The sequence below is a fragment of the Streptomyces sp. ME02-8801-2C genome (genome assembly GCF_033793965.1).
GTDB lineage: Bacteria > Actinomycetota > Actinomycetes > Streptomycetales > Streptomycetaceae > Streptomyces.
Map to the genome: position 1 here is coordinate 44,882 of NZ_JARAXP010000022.1, position 18,508 is coordinate 63,389.

An 18,508-nucleotide genomic window follows, 5' to 3' on the forward strand; every position below is an offset into this window, starting at 1 on the left:
CAAATTTCGTGTATCCCTTGACGTATGAGACCGTCGGACCGACGCTTGAAGGGCCACGAACTGCCCGATGACTACGGAGTGCGCAATGTCAGACCGCGCAGTTACCACGCAGCTCACGGTGGCGGACGAAGTCCCCCTCGCACCGCTCGCCCCTCCCGAGAGCGCTGCCGAGGCCCCCCTGATCGGGATCGAGACCCGCCCCGAGGGCTATGCGACGCTCGTCGTGGTGACCGGCGCGATCGACCTCGTCACAGAGCAGGCACTGCACAACGGCCTGCGCCAGGCCCTCGCCCGTTCGGAGCGCGGCATCGAACTCGATCTGAGCGGCGTCGACTTCTGCGACTGCTCAGGGCTCAACGTCCTGCTGCGCGTGCGCAGACGCGCCCTCGACGAAGGCAAGATCATCACCATTCGGTCGGCGGGCAGCGCGGTGCTACGGCTCTTCGCGATCACCGGCACCCTGCCCCTGTTCGCCGGCCCGCCCGAGCCGGGCGAGGCCGAGGCGACTTCCGGCCGGACCCCGGACACGCCCTCTGCAACGGCCACAGCGGCTGTCGCGGCCCTGGGTCTCGGGGCGGCGGCCTCCCCGCTCAGCGAAACCGACGAGGACCTGCGGATCGAGGTGATCCAGCTCCGCCGGGCCATGCAGACGCGGCCCGTCATCGACCTCGCCCGAGGTGTCCTCATGGCGTCCTTCGGACTGAGCGCGGAGGACGCCTGGAAGGTGCTCGTGGCGGTGTCCCAGAACACCAACACCAAGCTGCACGGCGTGGCCGACACCCTCGTCAACGCGGTCACGGGCGACGCACTCCCCGAGGCGTTCCGCCGGCAGATCGCCGAGGCGATCGCCGGCCTCCGGCCGGCACGGGATGCGCCGACCCCACACAGCGGAGAGTCGTAGGGACGGCGTCGGCGCCGCCCCTGCGACTCTCCTCACGACTGCGTCCGTTCAGTCAGTCCTCGCCCAAGACGATGTTGCTCTCCTGGTCGGGGCTGTCCGTTTGACGCGTTCCGACACCTGGGAGTTGCCGGGGGCCGGGCGGTACGACCAGGTTGTCGCCGCTCGACACGGCCTCGTGCGTCGGCCGGACATCACTACTGGTGCCGGTTTCCATGAGGGTGGGCACCTCCTCGGTCCTACGGGGTGTGCCTACCGAGTACCCGGAACACGCTGCCCAAACGGCCCACCGCAGCCGCCCCCCGCCTCAGTCGCCCCTGCGCATGGTCCCCCAGGAACGCTCCTGTTCGGCGACCGCCGCCCGCGCCTCCTCGATGACGGCCTCGTCGATCCAGCCGACGGGCTCCACATCACGGACCAACGGCTCGTTGTCCGGGCCGTGCCCTTCGACCCGCCCGCGAAGGACCCACGGCCGCACACCCGCGCCCTTCTCGTGGTGCAGATGGGAGTAGTCGTACAGCCGCCGGGCCACCCACAGGTCGATCGGCCGGTCCTCCCACCAGTCCTCGACGTCGAGCGGATTCGCGGACAGCCCCGGCATCCGTACGCCGGTGAGTTCGTCGGTGCTGCGGGCGACCTTCCGGTCCGCGTCGGGGCCGTTCGACCAGCGCACATAGAGGTGGGGCACCCGCTCCACCAGGGTTCCCAGATCATGGAGGGAGCGCAGGACCGGCAACTCTTCTCGTACGTTCATGAGTGGCCCCGTTCAACGAACGGCTCAGGCGCGGCCGTCCCGCCTGTCCGAACGCATGGCCTTCTCGGCTCGCTCCTGGGCCTTGCCCCTGATCCTCTTGGCCTCGCCCCGAGCCTGTTCCAGCTTGCCTTCGAGCTCCTGCTCGTGATCGCTCGTCGCCCTGCCGGCCATTTCCTTGGCCTTGCCCTTGATCTTGTCGCTGCGACCCTTGTCGACCATGGCTCCTCGACTCCTCCTGGGGGTGGGGGCGTGCCTCAGGCCTTGGGCGTCGCGATCCGCAGAGACGTCGGCCCGACGGGCGCCGCTTCGTCCCGCTTTTGCGCGATGTCCGCCCACCACGCTCCGCCGTCCTCGACGCACCGCAGCAGCACTCCTTCGCGGATGGCCCACGGGCAGATCGTGAGCGTCTTGATCCCCGTGAGCTTCATCGCCGTGTGCCCCACCACCGCTCCGGCCAAACTCTGCAGCGCCCGGGGCGCTGAGACGCCCGGCAGCATCGCCCGCTCGGCCGCCGGCAGCGCGGCGAGCCGGGGTACGCAGCCGCGCAGATCCCCCCGGGTCAGCTGCCTCGGCACGAACACGCCCTGCCGACCGGGCGGGGCACCGCAGAGCCGGGCGAGCTGCTGGAAGGTCCGCGAGGTCGCCACCGCCACCTGGGGCCCCTCCCACCTGAGCCGGGCCGCCACATCCCGCATCTGGTGACGCACCCGGCGGCGCAGCGCCCGCAGGTCCTCCTCGGACGGCGGGTCCTCCCCGTCGAGGAACTCCCGGGTCAGCCGGCCCGCGCCGAGCGGCAGCGACGCCGCGAAGTCGGGCAGCCTGCCACGCCCGAAGGCCACCTCCAGCGAGCCCCCGCCGATGTCGAACAGCGCGATGGACCCGACGCGCCAGCCCATCCACCGCCGGGCCCCGAGAAACGTGAGCTCGGCCTCGACCTCCCCCGGCAGCGTGCACAGCCGTACGCCGGTCTCGGTCCGCACGCTCCGCAGTACGTCGAGCCGGTTCGGCGCGGAACGCACCACCGCCGTCGCGAAGGCCAGCGGTCCTCCCGCTCCCCACCGCTGGGCGGTCTCGGCGGCCAGCGCGACCGCCTTCACGAGCTGCCGCACCGACTCCTCGGGAATCACTCCCCCGGACTCCACCTGTTCGGACAGCCGCAGCTTCCACTTCTCCGTGTGCACCGGCAGGGGGACTCCGTTCCCGGTGTCCGCGACCATCAGTCGAACCGTGTTCGAACCCACATCCAGCACACTCATCCGCATGGGGGCCGCAGTACCCATGACCGCCCGCTCCATGTCTCCAATCGGCTCCGACGCCGACACCAGGATCGACTTCAGGACTGCCCGGAAAACGGATCACATGCCCCTCGACCTGCGCTGTCGCGTGGGCGGAGCATCCCCCGTGGTCTGATACGCTTTTCCAGCGACATCGGCCCGCCCGCCAGTTCAAACCGGTCACCCAGAAACATCAGATCGGCAAGAGCGAGCGGCGGGAAATCCCGTTGGGAGCATGCGAGACGGTGTGCGAGACTTACGTCGCACACAACAGCAAGGTCCTGTGGAGCAGTTTGGAGTGCTCGCCACCCTGTCAAGGTGGAGGCCGCGGGTTCAAATCCCGTCAGGACCGCTGAGGTTACATGTTTCACGTGAAACCTCGTGGCTGGGTAGCTCAGTTGGTACGAGCGATCGCCTGAAAAGCGATAGGTCGCCGGTTCGACCCCGGCCCCAGCCACAACCCAAAGGCCCCGTCCAGTCGGACGGGGCCTTTGTCGTGCCCACGCTTGGCACGCGTTCCGGGCGGCGCTACGTTCTGGCTGGTCGGCGGAACGTACGCAGTGGGGCGGGGACGATGGCTCAGGGTGAGGCAAGTGCAAGCGCCAGGCAGGATCATGACGGGCTGGAGAGGAGCCGCGCCCTGTACGGGCTCCTGGCCGTCGTCACCAGCAACGTCGCGATAGCCGGCGTGGCGATCTTCGGCGTGTGGCGGCTGCACGGCGACTCCGCCGTGATCGTCGGCATCCTGACCGCCGCGTTCACCGCGGTCAGCACGATGACGACCGCTTATCTGAGCATCAAGGCGGTGTCCAACACGGCGAAGTCGATCGCCCTCGGCGACACCAGCGCCCGCACGATGCCCCCGGTGGCGCCGACGCCCCCGGTGCCCGCCCGGTCCGCCGACTGAGACGGACCAAAAGGGTTCGCCAGTCATTTGGCCGAGGTGAGATCCTGGATCGCGTATGTCTACGCAACCCGCCTCCGCCCCCGGCCCCGGTGACCGCGCGCCCGGCGCTCCCGCCCTCGGCGATCTCGCCCCCCGCCTGACCGAGCTGTCCCTGCGCGACGCGCACCGGCTCGGGCGCAGGCTCGAAGGTGCGCGCAGGATCCGCAAGCCGGAAGCCCGCAGCGCCGTCCTCGCCGAGATCGAGGCGGAGGTCGCGAAGGCCGAACTGCGGATGGCCGAGCGGCGCAGCCGTGTGCCCTCGGTCAGCTATCCCGAACAGCTCCCGGTCAGTCAGAAGAAGGACGAGATCGCGGACGCCATCCGCGATCACCAGGTCGTCATCGTCGCCGGTGAGACCGGCTCCGGGAAGACCACGCAGATCCCGAAGATCTGCGTGGAACTCGGGCGGGGCGTACGCGGCATGATCGGGCACACACAGCCCCGTCGTATCGCCGCCCGTACGGTCGCGGAGCGGATCGCCGACGAGCTGGACACGCCCCTTGGTGAAGCCGTCGGCTGGAAGGTCCGCTTCACCGACCAGGTGAACCAGGACGCGACGGTCATCAAGCTGATGACCGACGGCATCCTGCTCGCCGAGATCCAGACCGACCGCGAGCTGCGCGCCTACGACACGATCATCATCGACGAGGCCCACGAGCGGTCCCTCAACATCGACTTCCTGCTCGGCTACCTCGCCCAGCTCCTCCCCAAGCGCCCGGACCTGAAGGTCGTCATCACCTCGGCGACCATCGACCCCGAGCGCTTCTCCCGGCACTTCGGCGACGCGCCCATCGTCGAGGTCTCCGGCCGTACCTACCCGGTCGAGGTCCGCTACCGCCCGCTCCTCGAGGAGGACAGCGAGGATTCCGACCGCGACCAGATCACCGCGATCTGCGACGCCGTCGAGGAACTCCAGGGCGAGGGCAAGGGCGACATCCTCGTCTTTCTCTCCGGGGAGCGCGAGATCCGCGACACGGCGGACGCCCTCAACAAGAAGAACTACCGGTTCACGGAAGTACTGCCCCTGTACGCCCGCCTGTCGCACGCCGAGCAGCATCGCGTGTTCCAACAGCACACCGGGCGCAGGATCGTTCTGGCGACCAACGTCGCCGAGACCTCGCTCACCGTGCCCGGCATCAAGTACGTCATCGACCCGGGCTTCGCCCGTATCTCCCGCTACAGCCATCGCACCAAGGTCCAGCGGCTGCCCATCGAGGCGATCTCCCAGGCCAGCGCCAACCAGCGCAAGGGCCGTTGCGGCCGTACGTCGGACGGTATCTGCATCCGCCTCTACAGCGAGGACGACTTCGAGGCCCGTACGGAGTTCACGGATGCCGAGATCCTCCGGACGAACCTCGCCTCCGTCATCCTCCAGATGACCGCCGCCGGACTGGGCGACATCGAGAAGTTCCCCTTCATCGACCCGCCGGACCACCGCAACATCCGTGACGGCGTCCAGCTCCTCCAGGAGCTCAACGCGCTCGACCCCACCGAGAAGGACCCGCGCAAACGGCTCACGGACACCGGCCGCAAGCTCGCGCAGCTGCCCGTCGACCCCCGCCTTGCCCGGATGGTCCTGGAGGCCGACAAGAACGGCTGTGTCCGCGAGGTCATGGTGATCGCCGCCGCGCTCTCCATCCAGGACCCGCGCGAACGCCCCGCCGAGAAGCAGACGCAGGCCGACCAGCAGCACGCCCGTTTCAAGGACGAGACGTCCGACTTCCTCGCCCTGCTCAACCTCTGGCGGTACATCCGTGAGCAGCAGAAGGAGCGGGGCTCGTCGTCGTTCAGACGGATGTGCAAGCAGGAGTACCTGAACTTCCTGCGCATCCGCGAGTGGCAGGACATCTACACCCAACTCCGTACCGTGGCCCGCCAGATGGGCATCCACACCAACGAGGACGACGCCCCGGAGCAGAGCGTCCACGTCTCCCTCCTGGCCGGTCTCCTCTCCCACATCGGGATGAAGGACGTACCGACGAAGGCCACCGGAGCCTCCACGACGACCGGCGACAGCGCCCGCAACCCCGCAGGCAAGAACGAGTACGTCGGGGCCCGCAACGCCAAGTTCGCGATCTTCCCCGGCTCCGCCCTCTTCAAGAAGCCCCCGCGCTTCGTGATGTCGGCCGAACTCGTTGAGACGTCCCGTCTGTGGGCCCGCGTCAACGCGCGCATCGAACCCGAGTGGGTCGAGCCCCTCGCCGAGCACCTCCTGAAGCGGACGTACAGCGAGCCGCACTGGGAGAAGGACCAGGCGGCCGTGATGGCGTACGAGAAGGTGACGCTGTACGGCGTACCGATCGTCGCCCAGCGGAAGGTGAACTACGGGCGGATCGACGCGGAGGCGTCCCGTGAGCTGTTCATCCGCAACGCGCTGGTCGAGGGTGACTGGCGGACGCACCACAAGTTCTTCGCCGACAACCGGCGACTCCTCACCGAGGTCGAGGAGTTGGAGCACCGGGCCCGCCGTCGGGACATCCTGGTGGACGACGAGACGCTGTTCGACTTCTACGACGAGCGTGTCCCCGAACACGTGGTCTCCGGCGCCCACTTCGACTCGTGGTGGAAGCACAAGCGGCACGAGCAGCCCGAGTTCCTCGACTTCGAGCGGGCGATGCTCATCAACGAGCGGGCCGGTGACGTCAGCAAGGACGACTATCCGGACTCCTGGCACCAGGGGCGGCTCAAGTTCCGGGTGACGTACCAGTTCGAGCCGGGCGCGGACGCCGACGGGGTCACCGTCCACATCCCGCTCCAGGTGCTGAACCAGGTCACCGACGACGGCTTCGACTGGCAGATCCCGGGCCTGCGCGAGGAGTTGGTGACCGAGCTGATCCGCTCCCTGCCCAAGCCGATCCGCCGCAACTACGTGCCGGCACCCAACTTCGCCCAGCGTTTCCTGGCCGCCACCCCCGCACCCCTCCAGGAACCCCTGACCGCCGCCATGGCCCGCGAGCTGAAGCGCATGGTCGGAGTCCCCTTCACCGCCGACGACTTCGACTGGGACCGGATCCCCGACCATCTCCGGGTCACCTTCCGGATCGTCGACGAGCGGCGCCGCAAGCTGGCCGAGGACAAGGACCTCGAGGTACTGCGCCTGCGGCTCAAGCCCAAGGCCCGCCAGGCCATCTCCCAGGCCGCCGCGGCCACCGCGGAGCGCGCCGGCGGGGAGTCCCTGGAGCGCACGGGGCTGACGGACTGGTCGATCGGCACCCTGGCACCGCTCTTCGAGACACGCAGAGCCGGTCAGCCGGTGAAGGCGTACCCGGCGCTGGTCGACAACGGCGACACCGTCTCCGTACGCCTCTTCGACACGGAGGCCGAGCAGCAGCAGGCGATGTGGAAGGGCAGCCGACGGCTCATTCTGCGCAACATCCCGGTCAATCCTGCGAAGTTCGCTTCCGAGAAGTTGACGAATGTTCAGAAGCTCGCGCTGTCGGCGAATCCGCACGGTTCGATCCAGGCCCTGTTCGACGACTGCGCGATGGCGGCGGCCGACAAGCTGATCGCCGATTTCGGCGGCCCGGCATGGGACGAGGAGTCGCACCGGAAGCTGTACGACAAGGTCCGCGCGGAGATCGTCGACACGACGGTCCGTACGGTCAACCAGGTGCAGCAGGTGCTGGCCGCCTGGCAGGCCTGTGAGCGCCGTCTGAAGGGCGTACGCAGCGCCGTGCTCCTCCCGAACCTGACGGACGTACGGACGCAGCTGGACGCCCTCGTACGGCCCGGGTTCGTGACGGCGACCGGTCTGCGCCGGCTGCCCGACCTGATGCGCTACCTCGTGGCCGTGGACCGGCGTCTGCAGCAGATGCCGACCAACGTCCAGCGGGACACCACCCGCATGGAGAAGGTGCACGAGATGCAGGACGAGTACGCGTGGCTCCTGGAGCAGCTGCCCAAGGGGCGCCCGGTGCCCTCGGCGGTCACGGACATCCGCTGGATGATCGAGGAGCTGCGGGTCAGCTACTTCGCGCACGCGCTGGGCACGGCGTACCCGGTGTCGGACAAGCGGATCGTGAAGGCGATCGACGCCCAGGTCCCGTAACGGCTGGTGCACGGTGGGTGAGTTCGACCCCGGGCTCACCCTCCTGTACAGTCTCTTTTCGCAGCACAGCGCAACATCAAGTGCCGCGAAACCTGGTCCTGTGGAGCAGTTTGGAGTGCTCGCCACCCTGTCAAGGTGGAGGCCGCGGGTTCAAATCCCGTCAGGACCGCAACAGGGAAAGAGGCCCGCATCCGGCAACGGACGCGGGCCTTACTCGTGCCGCAACCCCACCATCAACCCGGTCGCCGGCCTGTCAAGGTGGAGGCCGCGCCCGCGGCCGAGCCGCAATCGGATGCAGCAAATCCCGTCAGGACCGCAGTGAAGTACGAGAGGGCCCGAGTCGTGAGACTCGGGCCCTCTCGCGTTGTCGCCGTATTGACGGCGCCGTCCGCCACCGGTACCCAGGGAGCAGGGCCTCGATGCCCTGTCCCCCTTCCGGAGGTGGCGTATGGCGGCGACCGCGCGACGATATGAGACGCGTGCTCTGCTCCGGGCACATCTGTCGGCCGCCAGCGGGTACCCGCATCTCACGCGGCACTGCGCGATCTGCCACCGGTTACAGAGGCTCGCGATGGAGCGCTGCGTCGAGGGCGAGTCGGCAGCCGACGACGGGCCCGACGAGACACCGAGTGCCAACGGCGGTTCCCTTTAGCACCCGTGCCACACCGTCAACAAGGCGCGCGACATGTGACCGGTGTCACTGCATGAGTTTTCAAAATGAGGGTTCTTACCGGTCTCCTACAACCGGTCAATTTTATATGTGCAATTGCACCAGCTCCGGACGGCTTCCGACACGTCCTCCTCAGACTCCAACAAGCCCGCTCACAGCACCCCGTGCCACCCCACCCGCGGGCACAAAAAAGATCGCGCTGGACCCGGCGGAGTCCAGCGCGATCTGAAACGACGCACCCTTGAAGCTGTAGAACTGATGGAACTGCGTTGGGCGTGGGGCCTGTTGGGGCAGGACCCGCGTCGCTCGGAGCGGTGTCTTACTGGTGGTGCTGGCCTTGCGGATGGTGCTGGTACTGCTGGTGTTGCCAGTCGGACGGCTCGGCCGATAGTTGGGGGACCTGCCGGTTCGTCCGACTATTCAGTGGTCAGGCCTCGCTGCGCTGCTGCGGAATACCCGCAAGCAGGGCGCGGACCTCGGCCTCGCGGTAACGGCGGTGTCCGCCGAGCGTCCGGATGGACGTGAGCTTGCCGGCCTTCGCCCACCGCGTCACCGTCTTGGGGTCAACACGGAACATGGTGGCGACCTCAGCCGGGGTCAGCAGCGGCTCGGCATCAGGGGTGCGAGCGGTCATGAGCGGCCTCCTCGGGAGAACCGAACCTTCTCGGTTCATTCCTCTAAATTCTGCACCTTGACCCGCGTTGCCCGAAATGGCGGATGCGGGTCGAGTCGGTTATAGGACGAACGGCTTGTCCTCGGCACTACAACTACACCATCTGTCCAACCGCGTAGGCCAAACCGATGGAATTGCCCTCCCAGGCGTCCATCGGCGACGGAAGCCAATGGACCATGCCATAGCGGACAGTCACGCCACTGTGACGATCAGTCACAGTGGCGATCAGGAGTCACGAGACCCCCCATAGCGTGCAATGCTGAGATTCCACCCATAGTTGGGCAGATAGAGCCTCCCCCGGACTCCTTGTCCTATTTTGGCACGAGGAGGGGCAAGGGACGCAAGCCACCTGTACGTGCGGTCCGTCACGCTTGACACAAACGCCCGGATCGGGACCTACGTCCCACGGCAGCCCCAAGAGCGTCCCACAGAAATGGAACTCACGTTCCAGGGTGCCCTTCTTTGACGAATGGTCAGTTGGCGGACCGTCGGTCCCGCACCGCCCGCCACCGCTCCACGAGCCGCCCGTACGCCTCCCCGGCCGCCTCGCCGTCCCCCTCGCGCAGCGCGTCGATGCCCGCCGCCACGTCCGCCGCCGAGTGGTCCCCCGCCAGATCGTCGGCCGGCAGCACATGCACCAGCCCGCCGTAGTCCAGCTCGACCAGCGAGCGCGGATGGAACTCCTCCAGCCAGCGCCCGACGTCCAGCAGCCCGTCGATGAGCGGCCCCTCGTCGAGGCTGTCGCGCAGGGTCCGCAGCCCGCGCGCCACGCGCCTCCGCGCCTGCACCATGGGCGTCCGGTACCGCAGCACGGGCGCCCCGCCCCCGTCGGCCCCCGAGCCCTTGTCGTACTCGCGCTCCTCGTCGGACACGAGGACGAACCAGTTCAGCGGGACCTGCCAGGTCGCCGTGCGGATCCAGGGGCGGGCGTCCGGGTTGCGGGTCAGCCACCGCTCGTAGTCCTGGGCCGCCTGATGGCGTACGAGGGGCGGCAGGACCGCGTCCAGGACCGGCAGGGGCAGTTCCTCCGCCAGCCCGCCCAGCGCCTGCCAGCCGCGCAGCCGGGTGCGCCAGGGGCAGACGCACAGAACGCCCTCGACCTCGGTCACGAACGCGTCGGCGCTCTCCTGCACGGGCACCGCGACCGGCGGGGTGGGCAGCAAGTCGGCAAGGGAGCGGCGCAGTTCGTCCTGGTACGAGGGCCGGTCGGACCGTCGGGCGTAGCGCGCCCAGTGGCTGCGCTCGGGCTCGGGGAAGGCAGCCAACGGCTCGTAGACGCGCAAGTAGGACGCGTACGGCACGATCACCGAGGACACCTTGGGCACCTTGGGCACGCCTGCTCCCTCCCCCCTGGACGACCTGGAAAACCCGTGAGAACAGCACACAGCAGCACGGGAAAATTATGCAAACCGTCGTTCGTTTCCATGGCACCGGTGGGTGATCCTTGGCACTGCGGGGACGGTTGGCATACGCGGGCCGGGGAGGAGCTTTACCCTCATGCCCACGGAGGCCCGCCACCCGTACGGGCCCCCGGCCCCACCCGCCGCTACTTCCCTGGAGTCACCACAGTGACCGACGTAACCGGCGCGCCTGCTGATGTACTGCACACCCTGTTCCACTCGGAGCAGGGGGGTCATGAGCAAGTCGTGCTCTGCCAGGACCGGGCCACCGGCCTCAAGGCCGTGATCGCCATCCACTCCACCGCACTGGGCCCCGCCCTCGGCGGTACGCGCTTCTACCCCTACGCGAACGAGGCGGAGGCCGTCGCCGACGCGCTGAACCTCGCGCGCGGGATGTCGTACAAGAACGCCATGGCCGGTCTGGACCACGGCGGCGGCAAGGCCGTGATCATCGGCGATCCGGACATCGTCAAGAGCGAGGAGCTGCTCCTCGCGTACGGCCGGTTCGTGGCCTCGCTCGGCGGGCGGTACGTCACCGCGTGCGACGTCGGTACGTATGTGGCCGACATGGACGTGGTCGCGCGCGAGTGCCGCTGGACGACCGGGCGGTCTCCGGAGAACGGCGGGGCCGGTGACTCGTCCGTGCTGACCGCCTTCGGCGTCTACCAGGGGATGCGGGCCTCCGCACAGCATCTGTGGGGCGACCCGTCGCTGCGCGCCAGGCGGATCGGCGTCGCGGGTGTCGGCAAGGTCGGGCACCACCTCGTGGACCACCTGGTGGCGGAGGGCGCCGAGGTCTTCGTCACCGATGTGCGCGAGGACGCCGTACGGCGGATCACCGAGCGGCACCGGAACGTCATGGCCGTCGCGGACACGGACGAGCTGATCCGCGTCGACGGGCTCGACGTCTACGCCCCCTGTGCGCTCGGCGGGGCCCTCAACGACGAGACCGTGCCCGTACTGACCGCCGAGGTGGTGTGCGGGGCGGCCAACAACCAGCTCTCGCACCCCGGCGTCGAGAAGGACATCGCGGACCGCGGGATCCTCTACGCGCCCGACTACGTCGTGAACGCCGGTGGCGTGATCCAGGTGGCCGACGAGCTGCACGGTTTCGACTTCGAGCGGTGCAAGGCGAAGGCGGCGAAGATCTACGACACCACGCTGGCCATCTTCGCACGTGCGAAGACGGACGGTATCCCGCCGGCCGCCGCGGCCGACCGGATCGCCGAGCAGCGGATGTCCGAGGCCCGCCGGAGCCGGTAGTCCGGGGCCCTCCTCGAGGGCCCGCGAGGTACCTGCCGACGGGGTGTTGGAGAGAACTCTCACTCCCGTCGGCGGGTCGGCCGCCAAGAAGTGGTTAAAATCGCGGTTGACCAGCGAGTACAGGGCACCTCGCGGGTTCTGGGCACCGCCACGTCCTGTGGGCGACGTACCGTATGTGCGTGGGCTCAGGTACCGTGGAAGCCCTACGGACCGGTCTCTCCACGGAGAGCCCGTTCCAGATCATGAACGCGTGTCAAGACTCTGGGGCCACCGAGCCCCGTATCCGAGGGGGTCGAGCCATGGGGCGCGGCCGGGCAAAGGCCAAGCAGACGAAGGTCGCCCGCCAGCTGAAGTACAGCAGCGGCGGGACTGACCTCTCGCGTCTGGCCAATGAGCTGGGCGCTTCGACTTCGAGCCAGCCGCCGAATGGCGAGCCGTTCGAGGACGACGACGAGGAAGAAGACGACCCGTACGCTCAGTACGCGGATCTCTACAACGACGACGATGAGGACGAGGACGACCAATCCTCAGGTCCCGCGTCGTCTCAGCAACGCCGTGGGGCTTGAGTGACGCCTGCGGCGCGCTGAGCAGGTTGTTCTCTTCCTGTTGGTTATCAGCCGCACCTCTCCCGGTTCGGGGCCTCGGGCCCTGGACCGGGTTTCGTGCGTTGCCGCTCCGCTGGGGTGGGCGGGGCGCCTTCTAGCTCGGGGGGTGCTGTGGATTGGCGACTGCGGGTGCGTTGGGGTTGGTCGCGCAGTTCCCCGCGCCCCTGGAGGGGGGCGGCTGCGCCAGCCCCCCTCCGGGCACCCCGGGGCTAGTTGGTTGCGTAGGTGCCGGTTAGGGCTGCGCCTGTGTTGTGGTCGCCTCGGGGGGTGATTTCGCCTGCTACCCAGGCTTCTACGCCTCGGTCTGCCAGGGTGGTCAGGGCCGCGTCTGTGGCGTCCTCGGGGACGATGGCGATCATGCCTACGCCCATGTTCAGGGTTTTTTCCAGCTCCAGGCGTTCCACCGAGCCCGTCTTGCCGACCAGGTCGAAGACCGGGGCCGGGGTCCAGGTGGAGCGGTCGACGATCGCGTGCAGGTCGTCCGGGATCACCCGGGCCAGGTTGGCCGCCAGGCCGCCGCCGGTGATGTGCGAGTAGGCGTGCACGTCCGTGGTGCGGGTGAGGGCCAGGCAGTCCAGGGAGTAGATCTTGGTGGGGACGAGGAGTTCCTCGCCGAGGGTGTGGCCGAACTCCTCGATGTGCGCGTCCAGGGAGAGGCCGGCCTGGTTCAGGAGGACGTGGCGGACGAGCGAGTACCCGTTCGAGTGAAGCCCGGAGGCCGCCATGGCGATCACCGCGTCACCCGTACGGATGCGGTCCGCGCCGAGCAGCCGGTCGGCCTCCACGACGCCCGTACCGGCGCCGGCGACGTCGAAGTCGTCCGGGCCGAGCAGACCCGGGTGTTCGGCGGTCTCGCCGCCGACCAGGGCGCAGCCGGCCAGTACGCAGCCCTCGGCGATGCCCTTGACGATCGCGGCGACGCGCTCGGGGTGGACCTTGCCGACGCAGATGTAGTCGGTCATGAACAGTGGTTCGGCGCCGCACACCACGATGTCGTCCATGACCATGGCGACCAGGTCGTGGCCGATCGTGTCGTACACGCCGAGCTGGCGGGCGATGTCGACCTTCGTGCCCACGCCGTCGGTCGCGGAGGCGAGCAGCGGGCGCTCGTAGCGCTTGAGGGCGGAGGCGTCGAAGAGGCCGGCGAAGCCGCCCAGGCCGCCGAGGACCTCGGGGCGCTGGGTCTTCTTCACCCACTCCTTCATCAGCTCGACGGCGCGGTCGCCTGCTTCGATGTCGACGCCGGCGGCTGCGTAGCTGGCACCAGTGGTCCCAGTGGTCTCAGACATGAGGGTGAGAACTTTCGTGTTCGTACGGCTCGTGAAGCAGGTTCTACGGCTGCTTACGGGCGGCGGATCGCGTCGGACGCGGCCGTGGCGGCGGGCCCTGCGGCCAGCTCGGTCTCCAGGAGCTGCTTGCCGAGCAGTTCGGGGTCCGGGAGGTCCATCGGGTACTCGCCGTCGAAGCAGGCGCGGCACAGGTTCGGCTTGGCGATGGTGGTCGCCTCGATCATGCCGTCGATGGAGATGTACGAGAGGGAGTCGGCGCCCAGCGAGGTGCCGATCTCGTCGATCGTCATGCCGTTGGCGATGAGCTCGGCGCGGGTGGCGAAGTCGATGCCGAAGAAGCAGGGCCACTTCACGGGGGGAGAGGAGATCCGGATGTGGACCTCCGCCGCGCCCGCCTCGCGGAGCATCCGCACGAGCGCCCGCTGGGTGTTGCCGCGCACGATCGAGTCGTCGACGACGACCAGGCGCTTGCCCTTGATGACTTCCTTCAGCGGGTTCAGCTTCAGCCGGATCCCGAGCTGCCGGATGGTCTGGGAGGGCTGGATGAACGTACGTCCGACATAGGCGTTCTTGACCAGGCCGGCCCCGAAGGGGATTCCGGAGGCCTCGGCGTAGCCGATCGCGGCCGGGGTGCCGGATTCCGGGGTCGCTATCACCAGGTCGGCCTCGACCGGAGCTTCTTTGGCCAGTTTCCGACCCATCTCCACGCGGGAGAGGTACACGTTCCGGCCGGCGATGTCGGTGTCCGGGCGGGCCAGGTACACGTACTCGAAGACACAGCCCTTGGGCTTCGCTTCCGCGAATCGGGAGGTGCGCAGACCGTTCTCGTCGATGGCGACGAACTCGCCCGGTTCTATCTCGCGGACGTAGGCCGCGCCGCAGATGTCCAGGGCGGCGGACTCGGACGCGACCACCCAGCCGCGCTCCAGCCGGCCCAGGACCAGGGGGCGGATGCCCTGCGGGTCGCGGGCGGCGTACAGCGTGTGCTCGTCCATGAAGACGAGGGAGAAGGCGCCCTTGACCTGCGGAAGGATCCGCGCGGACGCGTCCTCGATGGTCAGCGGGTTGCCGTCGTCGTCGGTCTGGGCGGCCAGCAGGGCCGTCAGCAGATCGGTGTCGTTGGTCGCCGCGACGCGCGGGGTGCGGCCGTCGTGCTGCTTGGGCAGGTCGGCGACCATCTCGGCGAGCTGCGCCGTGTTGACGAGGTTTCCGTTGTGGCCGAGCGCGATGGAGCCGTGGCCGGTCGCCCGGAAGGTGGGCTGGGCGTTCTCCCAGGTGGAGGCGCCAGTGGTCGAGTAGCGGGCGTGACCGACCGCGATATGCCCCTTGAGGGCGCCGAGCGAGGTCTCGTCGAAGACCTGGGAGACCAGTCCCATGTCCTTGAAAACGAGGATCTTCGAGCCGTTGCTTACCGCGATACCCGCGGATTCCTGGCCTCGATGCTGCAGGGCGTAGAGCCCGAAGTAAGTGAGCTTGGCGACCTCTTCACCGGGGGCCCAGACCCCGAAGACGCCGCAAGCGTCCTGGGGGCCTTTCTCGCCGGGGAGCAGATCATGACTGAGTCGACCGTCACCACGTGGCACGCCACCGAGTGTAGGCGAGATCGACCACTGGTCCGAATTTGGGAATGCGACTGTGACACACGGGCGCTGCGGGGGTGTGAACTGCGGTAGAGGGTCAGTCGGCGACGGTCGCGGCGACGGTCGTCCCGTTTTCGCTGGTCAGGGACAGGCTACGGTGATCGATCTTGTACGCGGCCTTGCCGTCGAAGAGTTTCAGGAAGGCCCTCTCGGCCTTCATGAGTGAGGCGTCGCACATCCTTCGGGTGGTCGCCGGGCTGCCGAAAGTGATAGCGCCGTCGCTGACCGTCGCCTCGGCAGAAACGTTGTTGCAACCAGCCTTGCCGCGGACGGTCCCCTTCTTCTGGTCGAACACGAGATAGGTGTCGGCGGCGGACGGAAGCGGGCTGACGCCGGAGTCGGCTCCGGCGTCACCGACCGTCGTGACCGTCCACTTGGTGCCGTAGAGGGAAGACGCCTTCTCCTCGGTGAGGTGGATGGTGGCGCCGGCCTTGGTGGTGAGGGTGAGCTGCTGCTCGCCGTCGCCCTTGACCTGGGCGGTGAGGGCGCCGCCGGTGAGGGCCTTGGAGAAGGCGCTCTCGAAGGTCATCCGATCGTTTCCGCAGGCCATGTCGGTCGAGCGGGCCGTTCCGAGAGCGATGTCGTCGCCGTCCACCTTGGCGGTGGCGCCGAAGCTGTTGCAGCCGTAGTTGCCGCTGACCTCGCCGTCCTTGCCGATCTGGAGGTAGGCGCTGGCGGGGGCAGCACTCTTCTTCCCGTCGACGGTCAGGTCCTCGACCCTCCAGTGGATGCCGGTGACATCGGGTGACCCCGATTTCGTCGTTCCGGTTCCCGACCCGACGGTCTGGCTGTCGCCGCTCTTCTCGCTGCCGCAGGCTGCGGCGAAGGGGAGTACGGCCAGGGTGAGGAGGCTGAGGCTGACGCTCGTCAGTCGCTGCGTGTTCATGCCGATGGGACGGAAGGGGTGGGTGGGCGGTTCCCGCCCGGCTGCTGTTGGGAGGGGGCTGCGGATTCTCCGTACGGAGTGCCGTCAGCCCATGAGGGGCAGCAGCTCTCCGAGGTCGGCGCGTTCGCCGCTCGCGCTGACCTGGGCTTTGTCGAGGGCGTCGGCCCACTGGACCCGGCCGGTGGCCAGGCGGATCCAGGTCAGCGGGTCGGTCTCGACGACGTTGGGCGGGGTGCCACGGGTGTGCCTCGGGCCCTCGACGCACTGCACCACGGCGTACGGCGGGATCCGGACCTCCGTCGAGCCGCCGGGCGCCTTCGCGGCGAGGGCGTCGGCGAGGAGGCGGGTGGAGGTGGCCAGGGCCTGGCGGTCGTACGGGATGTCGAGGCCGGGGACGGCGTCGTTCAGGTCGTCGGTGTGGACGACCAGCTCGACGGTACGGGTGACCAGGTAGTCGGCGAGGGTCATGGCGCCGGTACGGGTGGCGAGTCGGCGGGTGCCGGGGGCTTCGCCGATGGTGGCCAGGCGTTGGGTGAGGCGTTCTTCGGTGCGGGCGTAGAGGGCGTTGAGGGAGTCGGGGTCGGGGTGGGCTGCGGCCAGCTCTCGGGTGCCCTCGGCGATGTCGGCGGCTCGGGCGGCCGTGGCGAACGGCCAGTCGAGGAGCGTGAGGTCTGCCACCGGTGGCTCGTCCCGGTCCAGGTTTCGGCTGACGGTCTCCATGGCCATCGTGACGTGCGCGGCCAGGTCGTGGACGGTCCAGTCGCCGAGGCGGGTGGGGAGGGTGAGCTGGTCGGGGGTGAGAGTGCGGACGGCGGTACGGATGTTGTCGTACTGGGTGAGGATCGCTGCGCGGGTCTTGGCTGGGTCGTAGCTGCGGGTGCGGGACTTCGGCTTTTTGGCCGGGGGCATCGGGGGTCAGCTCCGGAGGTGGTCGAGCAGGGCGGTGAAGGCTTGGCGGGGGAGGAGGAGGGCGGGGCCTTGGGGGTGCTTGGAGTCTCGGAGGGCTATGTGGGCGGGGGTTGGGGTGGGATGGGCGACTTCTACGCAGTTGCCGCCCGAGTCGTTGCTGTACGTGGACTTCTGCCAGGTGGCTTCCGACGTGGGGTCAGTGGTCATGGTTGTTCCATCTCTCGTGCCAGTCGTTGCAGGAGGTCGGAGGTCTCCCGGGGGCTCGGCGCCCCGGCCCGCATGGCGTCGAACCGGCGCGAGAAGCGCCACAGTTCCGTGTCCTTGTCCGTCAGGTTGACGGTGTCCTGACCGTCCTTGCTGACCACAGTGGGCAGCGGTGGCTCGAACTCCATGAGGACGAAACTCTCGGGCGCCCGGTACACCGGTTGCGACAGCGGGAGGATCTGCACGGTCACATGATCCAACGCGCAGAGTTCCGCGAGGTGCGCGTACTGCTCGCGCATGACGTCCGGGCCGCCGTAGACGCGTCGCACAGCGGCCTCTTCGAGGATCGCGTGCACCTCCACCGGGCGGTCGGACCGGGTGATGATCTGCTTGCGCCTCATCCTGATCTCGATGTTCCGCTCGACGAACTCGGTCGTCCGTTCGTCGATGGGCTTGGCGATCTCGAACTGGGCCCGGGCGTACGCCTCGGTCTGGAACAGGCCGTACAGCACGCATGGTTCGTACACGCGGAGGATCTTGGCGTCGCCTTCGAGGCCGACGCTCATGCCGAATCCCGACGGCATCAGGCTCCGGTAGACCGACCACCATCCCCGGTTCAGTGAGTTCTTGTGGATCTCCAGGAGGAACTCCACGTCGTCGGAGTCCATGACCCCGTAGCGGTCCAGCAGTTCCTTGAGGTCCTGCACCTTGGGGAGGCTGGTCAAGCCGTTCTCGACTCGGTACAGCTTCGACTCGGTGAACCCCAGACCTCGTACCGCCTGAGCCAAGGTCAGCCCCTGACCGTCTCCGTCATCGCGAGCTGCTTGCTGTCGCAGCCTCCGCAGCTCCTGACCGAGTTGCATCCGCCGGATCGTCGGCCCCGTCTTCGTTGCCACCGTGCCCGCCCCTTCTGCGGTCATGCCCGCCAACAGTACGACTATGCCCGTCACTTGACGCCCTGTGCCCACCAAGTCACGGCCTGTGCATCGAGTGTGGCAGCCTGCGTCCACTTTGCGCAGCAGCATCCCAACCTTCCGGCATTTGCCAGT

At 68.4% G+C, this 18,508-nt stretch carries 18 protein-coding genes and 3 tRNA genes; 9 read left to right on the forward strand and 12 right to left on the reverse strand.

Annotated elements, in window-relative coordinates:
• Window positions 1-85: 85 nt before the first annotated feature.
• Entirely contained in the window at window positions 86-901 is an 816-nt protein-coding gene (locus PV396_RS39655; RefSeq protein ID WP_319213187.1) for an ANTAR domain-containing protein, read from the forward strand.
• A 52-nt stretch (window positions 902-953) separates the two neighbouring features.
• Here PV396_RS39655 and PV396_RS39660 read toward each other — a convergent pair whose 3' ends face one another.
• The 4 genes from PV396_RS39660 to PV396_RS39675 all read right to left on the reverse strand — a co-directional run bounded on the left by PV396_RS39660 (window position 954) and on the right by PV396_RS39675 (window position 2,914).
• A complete protein-coding gene (locus PV396_RS39660; RefSeq protein WP_319213188.1) occupies window positions 954-1,115 on the reverse strand; it encodes a hypothetical protein in 162 nt (53 codons plus the stop codon).
• 90 nt (window positions 1,116-1,205) lie between these two features.
• A complete protein-coding gene (locus tag PV396_RS39665) occupies window positions 1,206-1,652 on the reverse strand; it encodes a DUF6098 family protein (protein ID WP_319213189.1) in 447 nt (148 codons plus the stop codon).
• Between the two features lie 24 nt (window positions 1,653-1,676).
• Window positions 1,677-1,871: a CsbD family protein gene (locus PV396_RS39670; RefSeq protein ID WP_319213190.1), complete on the reverse strand. Its 195-nt coding sequence runs from the start codon at window positions 1,869-1,871 to the stop codon at window positions 1,677-1,679.
• A 35-nt stretch (window positions 1,872-1,906) separates the two neighbouring features.
• On the reverse strand, window positions 1,907-2,914 hold the full coding sequence (locus PV396_RS39675; RefSeq protein ID WP_319213244.1) for a Ppx/GppA family phosphatase: 1,008 nt from the start codon (window positions 2,912-2,914) through the stop codon (window positions 1,907-1,909).
• Window positions 2,915-3,203: 289 nt separating this feature from the next.
• On the opposite strand from PV396_RS39675, the gene PV396_RS39680 reads away from it, so the two are divergent.
• From PV396_RS39680 to PV396_RS39705, 6 genes are all read left to right on the forward strand, one after another.
• Window positions 3,204-3,278 (forward strand) — tRNA-Asp (locus tag PV396_RS39680).
• Window positions 3,279-3,309: 31 nt separating this feature from the next.
• Window positions 3,310-3,383 (forward strand) — tRNA-Phe (locus tag PV396_RS39685).
• A 117-nt stretch (window positions 3,384-3,500) separates the two neighbouring features.
• Window positions 3,501-3,833 carry a hypothetical protein gene (locus tag PV396_RS39690; RefSeq protein ID WP_319213191.1) on the forward strand — a complete coding sequence of 111 codons (333 nt, stop codon included), beginning with the start codon at window positions 3,501-3,503 and terminating at the stop codon, window positions 3,831-3,833.
• A gap of 55 nt (window positions 3,834-3,888) precedes the next feature.
• The gene (gene hrpA / locus PV396_RS39695) at window positions 3,889-7,920 is read left to right on the forward strand and encodes an ATP-dependent RNA helicase HrpA (protein ID WP_319213192.1); all 4,032 of its coding nucleotides are present in this window, start codon (window positions 3,889-3,891) and stop codon (window positions 7,918-7,920) included.
• Window positions 7,921-8,014: 94 nt separating this feature from the next.
• Window positions 8,015-8,089: transfer RNA gene (locus tag PV396_RS39700), tRNA-Asp, on the forward strand.
• A 279-nt stretch (window positions 8,090-8,368) separates the two neighbouring features.
• A complete protein-coding gene (locus PV396_RS39705) occupies window positions 8,369-8,572 on the forward strand; it encodes a DUF6274 family protein (protein ID WP_319213193.1) in 204 nt (67 codons plus the stop codon).
• A 445-nt stretch (window positions 8,573-9,017) separates the two neighbouring features.
• On the opposite strand, the gene bldC is transcribed toward PV396_RS39705, so the two are convergent.
• Together bldC and PV396_RS39715 are read right to left on the reverse strand one after the other, a co-directional pair.
• Window positions 9,018-9,224: a developmental transcriptional regulator BldC gene (gene bldC, locus PV396_RS39710; RefSeq protein WP_003949541.1), complete on the reverse strand. Its 207-nt coding sequence runs from the start codon at window positions 9,222-9,224 to the stop codon at window positions 9,018-9,020.
• Window positions 9,225-9,736: 512 nt separating this feature from the next.
• The gene (locus PV396_RS39715) at window positions 9,737-10,588 is read right to left on the reverse strand and encodes a hypothetical protein (RefSeq protein ID WP_319213245.1); all 852 of its coding nucleotides are present in this window, start codon (window positions 10,586-10,588) and stop codon (window positions 9,737-9,739) included.
• A 243-nt stretch (window positions 10,589-10,831) separates the two neighbouring features.
• On the opposite strand from PV396_RS39715, the gene PV396_RS39720 reads away from it, so the two are divergent.
• Both PV396_RS39720 and PV396_RS39725 read left to right on the forward strand, forming a co-directional pair.
• Window positions 10,832-11,926 (forward strand): Leu/Phe/Val dehydrogenase, encoded by a 1,095-nt coding sequence (locus PV396_RS39720; RefSeq protein WP_319213194.1) that lies wholly within the window; start codon window positions 10,832-10,834, stop codon window positions 11,924-11,926.
• A gap of 299 nt (window positions 11,927-12,225) precedes the next feature.
• Window positions 12,226-12,492 (forward strand): DUF3073 domain-containing protein, encoded by a 267-nt coding sequence (locus PV396_RS39725; protein ID WP_319213195.1) that lies wholly within the window; start codon window positions 12,226-12,228, stop codon window positions 12,490-12,492.
• 248 nt (window positions 12,493-12,740) lie between these two features.
• Here PV396_RS39725 and purM read toward each other — a convergent pair whose 3' ends face one another.
• From purM to PV396_RS39755, 6 genes are all read right to left on the reverse strand, one after another.
• Window positions 12,741-13,820: a phosphoribosylformylglycinamidine cyclo-ligase gene (gene purM, locus PV396_RS39730; protein ID WP_319213196.1), complete on the reverse strand. Its 1,080-nt coding sequence runs from the start codon at window positions 13,818-13,820 to the stop codon at window positions 12,741-12,743.
• Between the two features lie 53 nt (window positions 13,821-13,873).
• On the reverse strand, window positions 13,874-15,403 hold the full coding sequence (gene purF / locus PV396_RS39735; protein ID WP_319213197.1) for an amidophosphoribosyltransferase: 1,530 nt from the start codon (window positions 15,401-15,403) through the stop codon (window positions 13,874-13,876).
• 94 nt (window positions 15,404-15,497) lie between these two features.
• Window positions 15,498-16,346, reverse strand: a complete 849-nt coding sequence (locus tag PV396_RS39740) for an META domain-containing protein (RefSeq protein WP_319213198.1) — start codon at window positions 16,344-16,346, stop codon at window positions 15,498-15,500.
• An 84-nt stretch (window positions 16,347-16,430) separates the two neighbouring features.
• Window positions 16,431-17,255 (reverse strand): maleylpyruvate isomerase family mycothiol-dependent enzyme, encoded by an 825-nt coding sequence (locus PV396_RS39745; protein WP_319213199.1) that lies wholly within the window; start codon window positions 17,253-17,255, stop codon window positions 16,431-16,433.
• A gap of 6 nt (window positions 17,256-17,261) precedes the next feature.
• A complete protein-coding gene (locus PV396_RS39750) occupies window positions 17,262-17,462 on the reverse strand; it encodes a DUF397 domain-containing protein (RefSeq protein WP_319213200.1) in 201 nt (66 codons plus the stop codon).
• Entirely contained in the window at window positions 17,459-18,379 is a 921-nt protein-coding gene (locus PV396_RS39755; protein ID WP_319213201.1) for a helix-turn-helix domain-containing protein, read from the reverse strand. The genes PV396_RS39750 and PV396_RS39755 overlap by 4 nt, the downstream gene beginning before the upstream one ends.
• Between the last annotated feature and the right edge of the window lie 129 nt (window positions 18,380-18,508).

What these genes read in the sequence shown, in the direction of transcription:
- hrpA (WP_319213192.1), top strand. Translation starts at nt 3,889, where the DNA reads ATGTCTACGCAACCCGCCTCCGCCCCCGGCCCCGGTGACCGCGCGCCC.
- purM (WP_319213196.1), bottom strand. Translation starts at nt 13,820, where the DNA reads ATGTCTGAGACCACTGGGACCACTGGTGCCAGCTACGCAGCCGCCGGC.
- PV396_RS39745 (WP_319213199.1), bottom strand. Translation starts at nt 17,255, where the DNA reads ATGCCCCCGGCCAAAAAGCCGAAGTCCCGCACCCGCAGCTACGACCCA.
- PV396_RS39655 (WP_319213187.1), top strand. Translation starts at nt 86, where the DNA reads ATGTCAGACCGCGCAGTTACCACGCAGCTCACGGTGGCGGACGAAGTC.
- PV396_RS39665 (WP_319213189.1), bottom strand. Translation starts at nt 1,652, where the DNA reads ATGAACGTACGAGAAGAGTTGCCGGTCCTGCGCTCCCTCCATGATCTG.
- PV396_RS39670 (WP_319213190.1), bottom strand. Translation starts at nt 1,871, where the DNA reads ATGGTCGACAAGGGTCGCAGCGACAAGATCAAGGGCAAGGCCAAGGAA.
- PV396_RS39725 (WP_319213195.1), top strand. Translation starts at nt 12,226, where the DNA reads ATGGGGCGCGGCCGGGCAAAGGCCAAGCAGACGAAGGTCGCCCGCCAG.
- bldC (WP_003949541.1), bottom strand. Translation starts at nt 9,224, where the DNA reads ATGACCGCTCGCACCCCTGATGCCGAGCCGCTGCTGACCCCGGCTGAG.
- PV396_RS39755 (WP_319213201.1), bottom strand. Translation starts at nt 18,379, where the DNA reads ATGACCGCAGAAGGGGCGGGCACGGTGGCAACGAAGACGGGGCCGACG.
- PV396_RS39750 (WP_319213200.1), bottom strand. Translation starts at nt 17,462, where the DNA reads ATGACCACTGACCCCACGTCGGAAGCCACCTGGCAGAAGTCCACGTAC.
- PV396_RS39660 (WP_319213188.1), bottom strand. Translation starts at nt 1,115, where the DNA reads ATGGAAACCGGCACCAGTAGTGATGTCCGGCCGACGCACGAGGCCGTG.
- PV396_RS39705 (WP_319213193.1), top strand. Translation starts at nt 8,369, where the DNA reads ATGGCGGCGACCGCGCGACGATATGAGACGCGTGCTCTGCTCCGGGCA.
- PV396_RS39690 (WP_319213191.1), top strand. Translation starts at nt 3,501, where the DNA reads ATGGCTCAGGGTGAGGCAAGTGCAAGCGCCAGGCAGGATCATGACGGG.
- PV396_RS39740 (WP_319213198.1), bottom strand. Translation starts at nt 16,346, where the DNA reads ATGAACACGCAGCGACTGACGAGCGTCAGCCTCAGCCTCCTCACCCTG.
- PV396_RS39675 (WP_319213244.1), bottom strand. Translation starts at nt 2,914, where the DNA reads ATGCGGATGAGTGTGCTGGATGTGGGTTCGAACACGGTTCGACTGATG.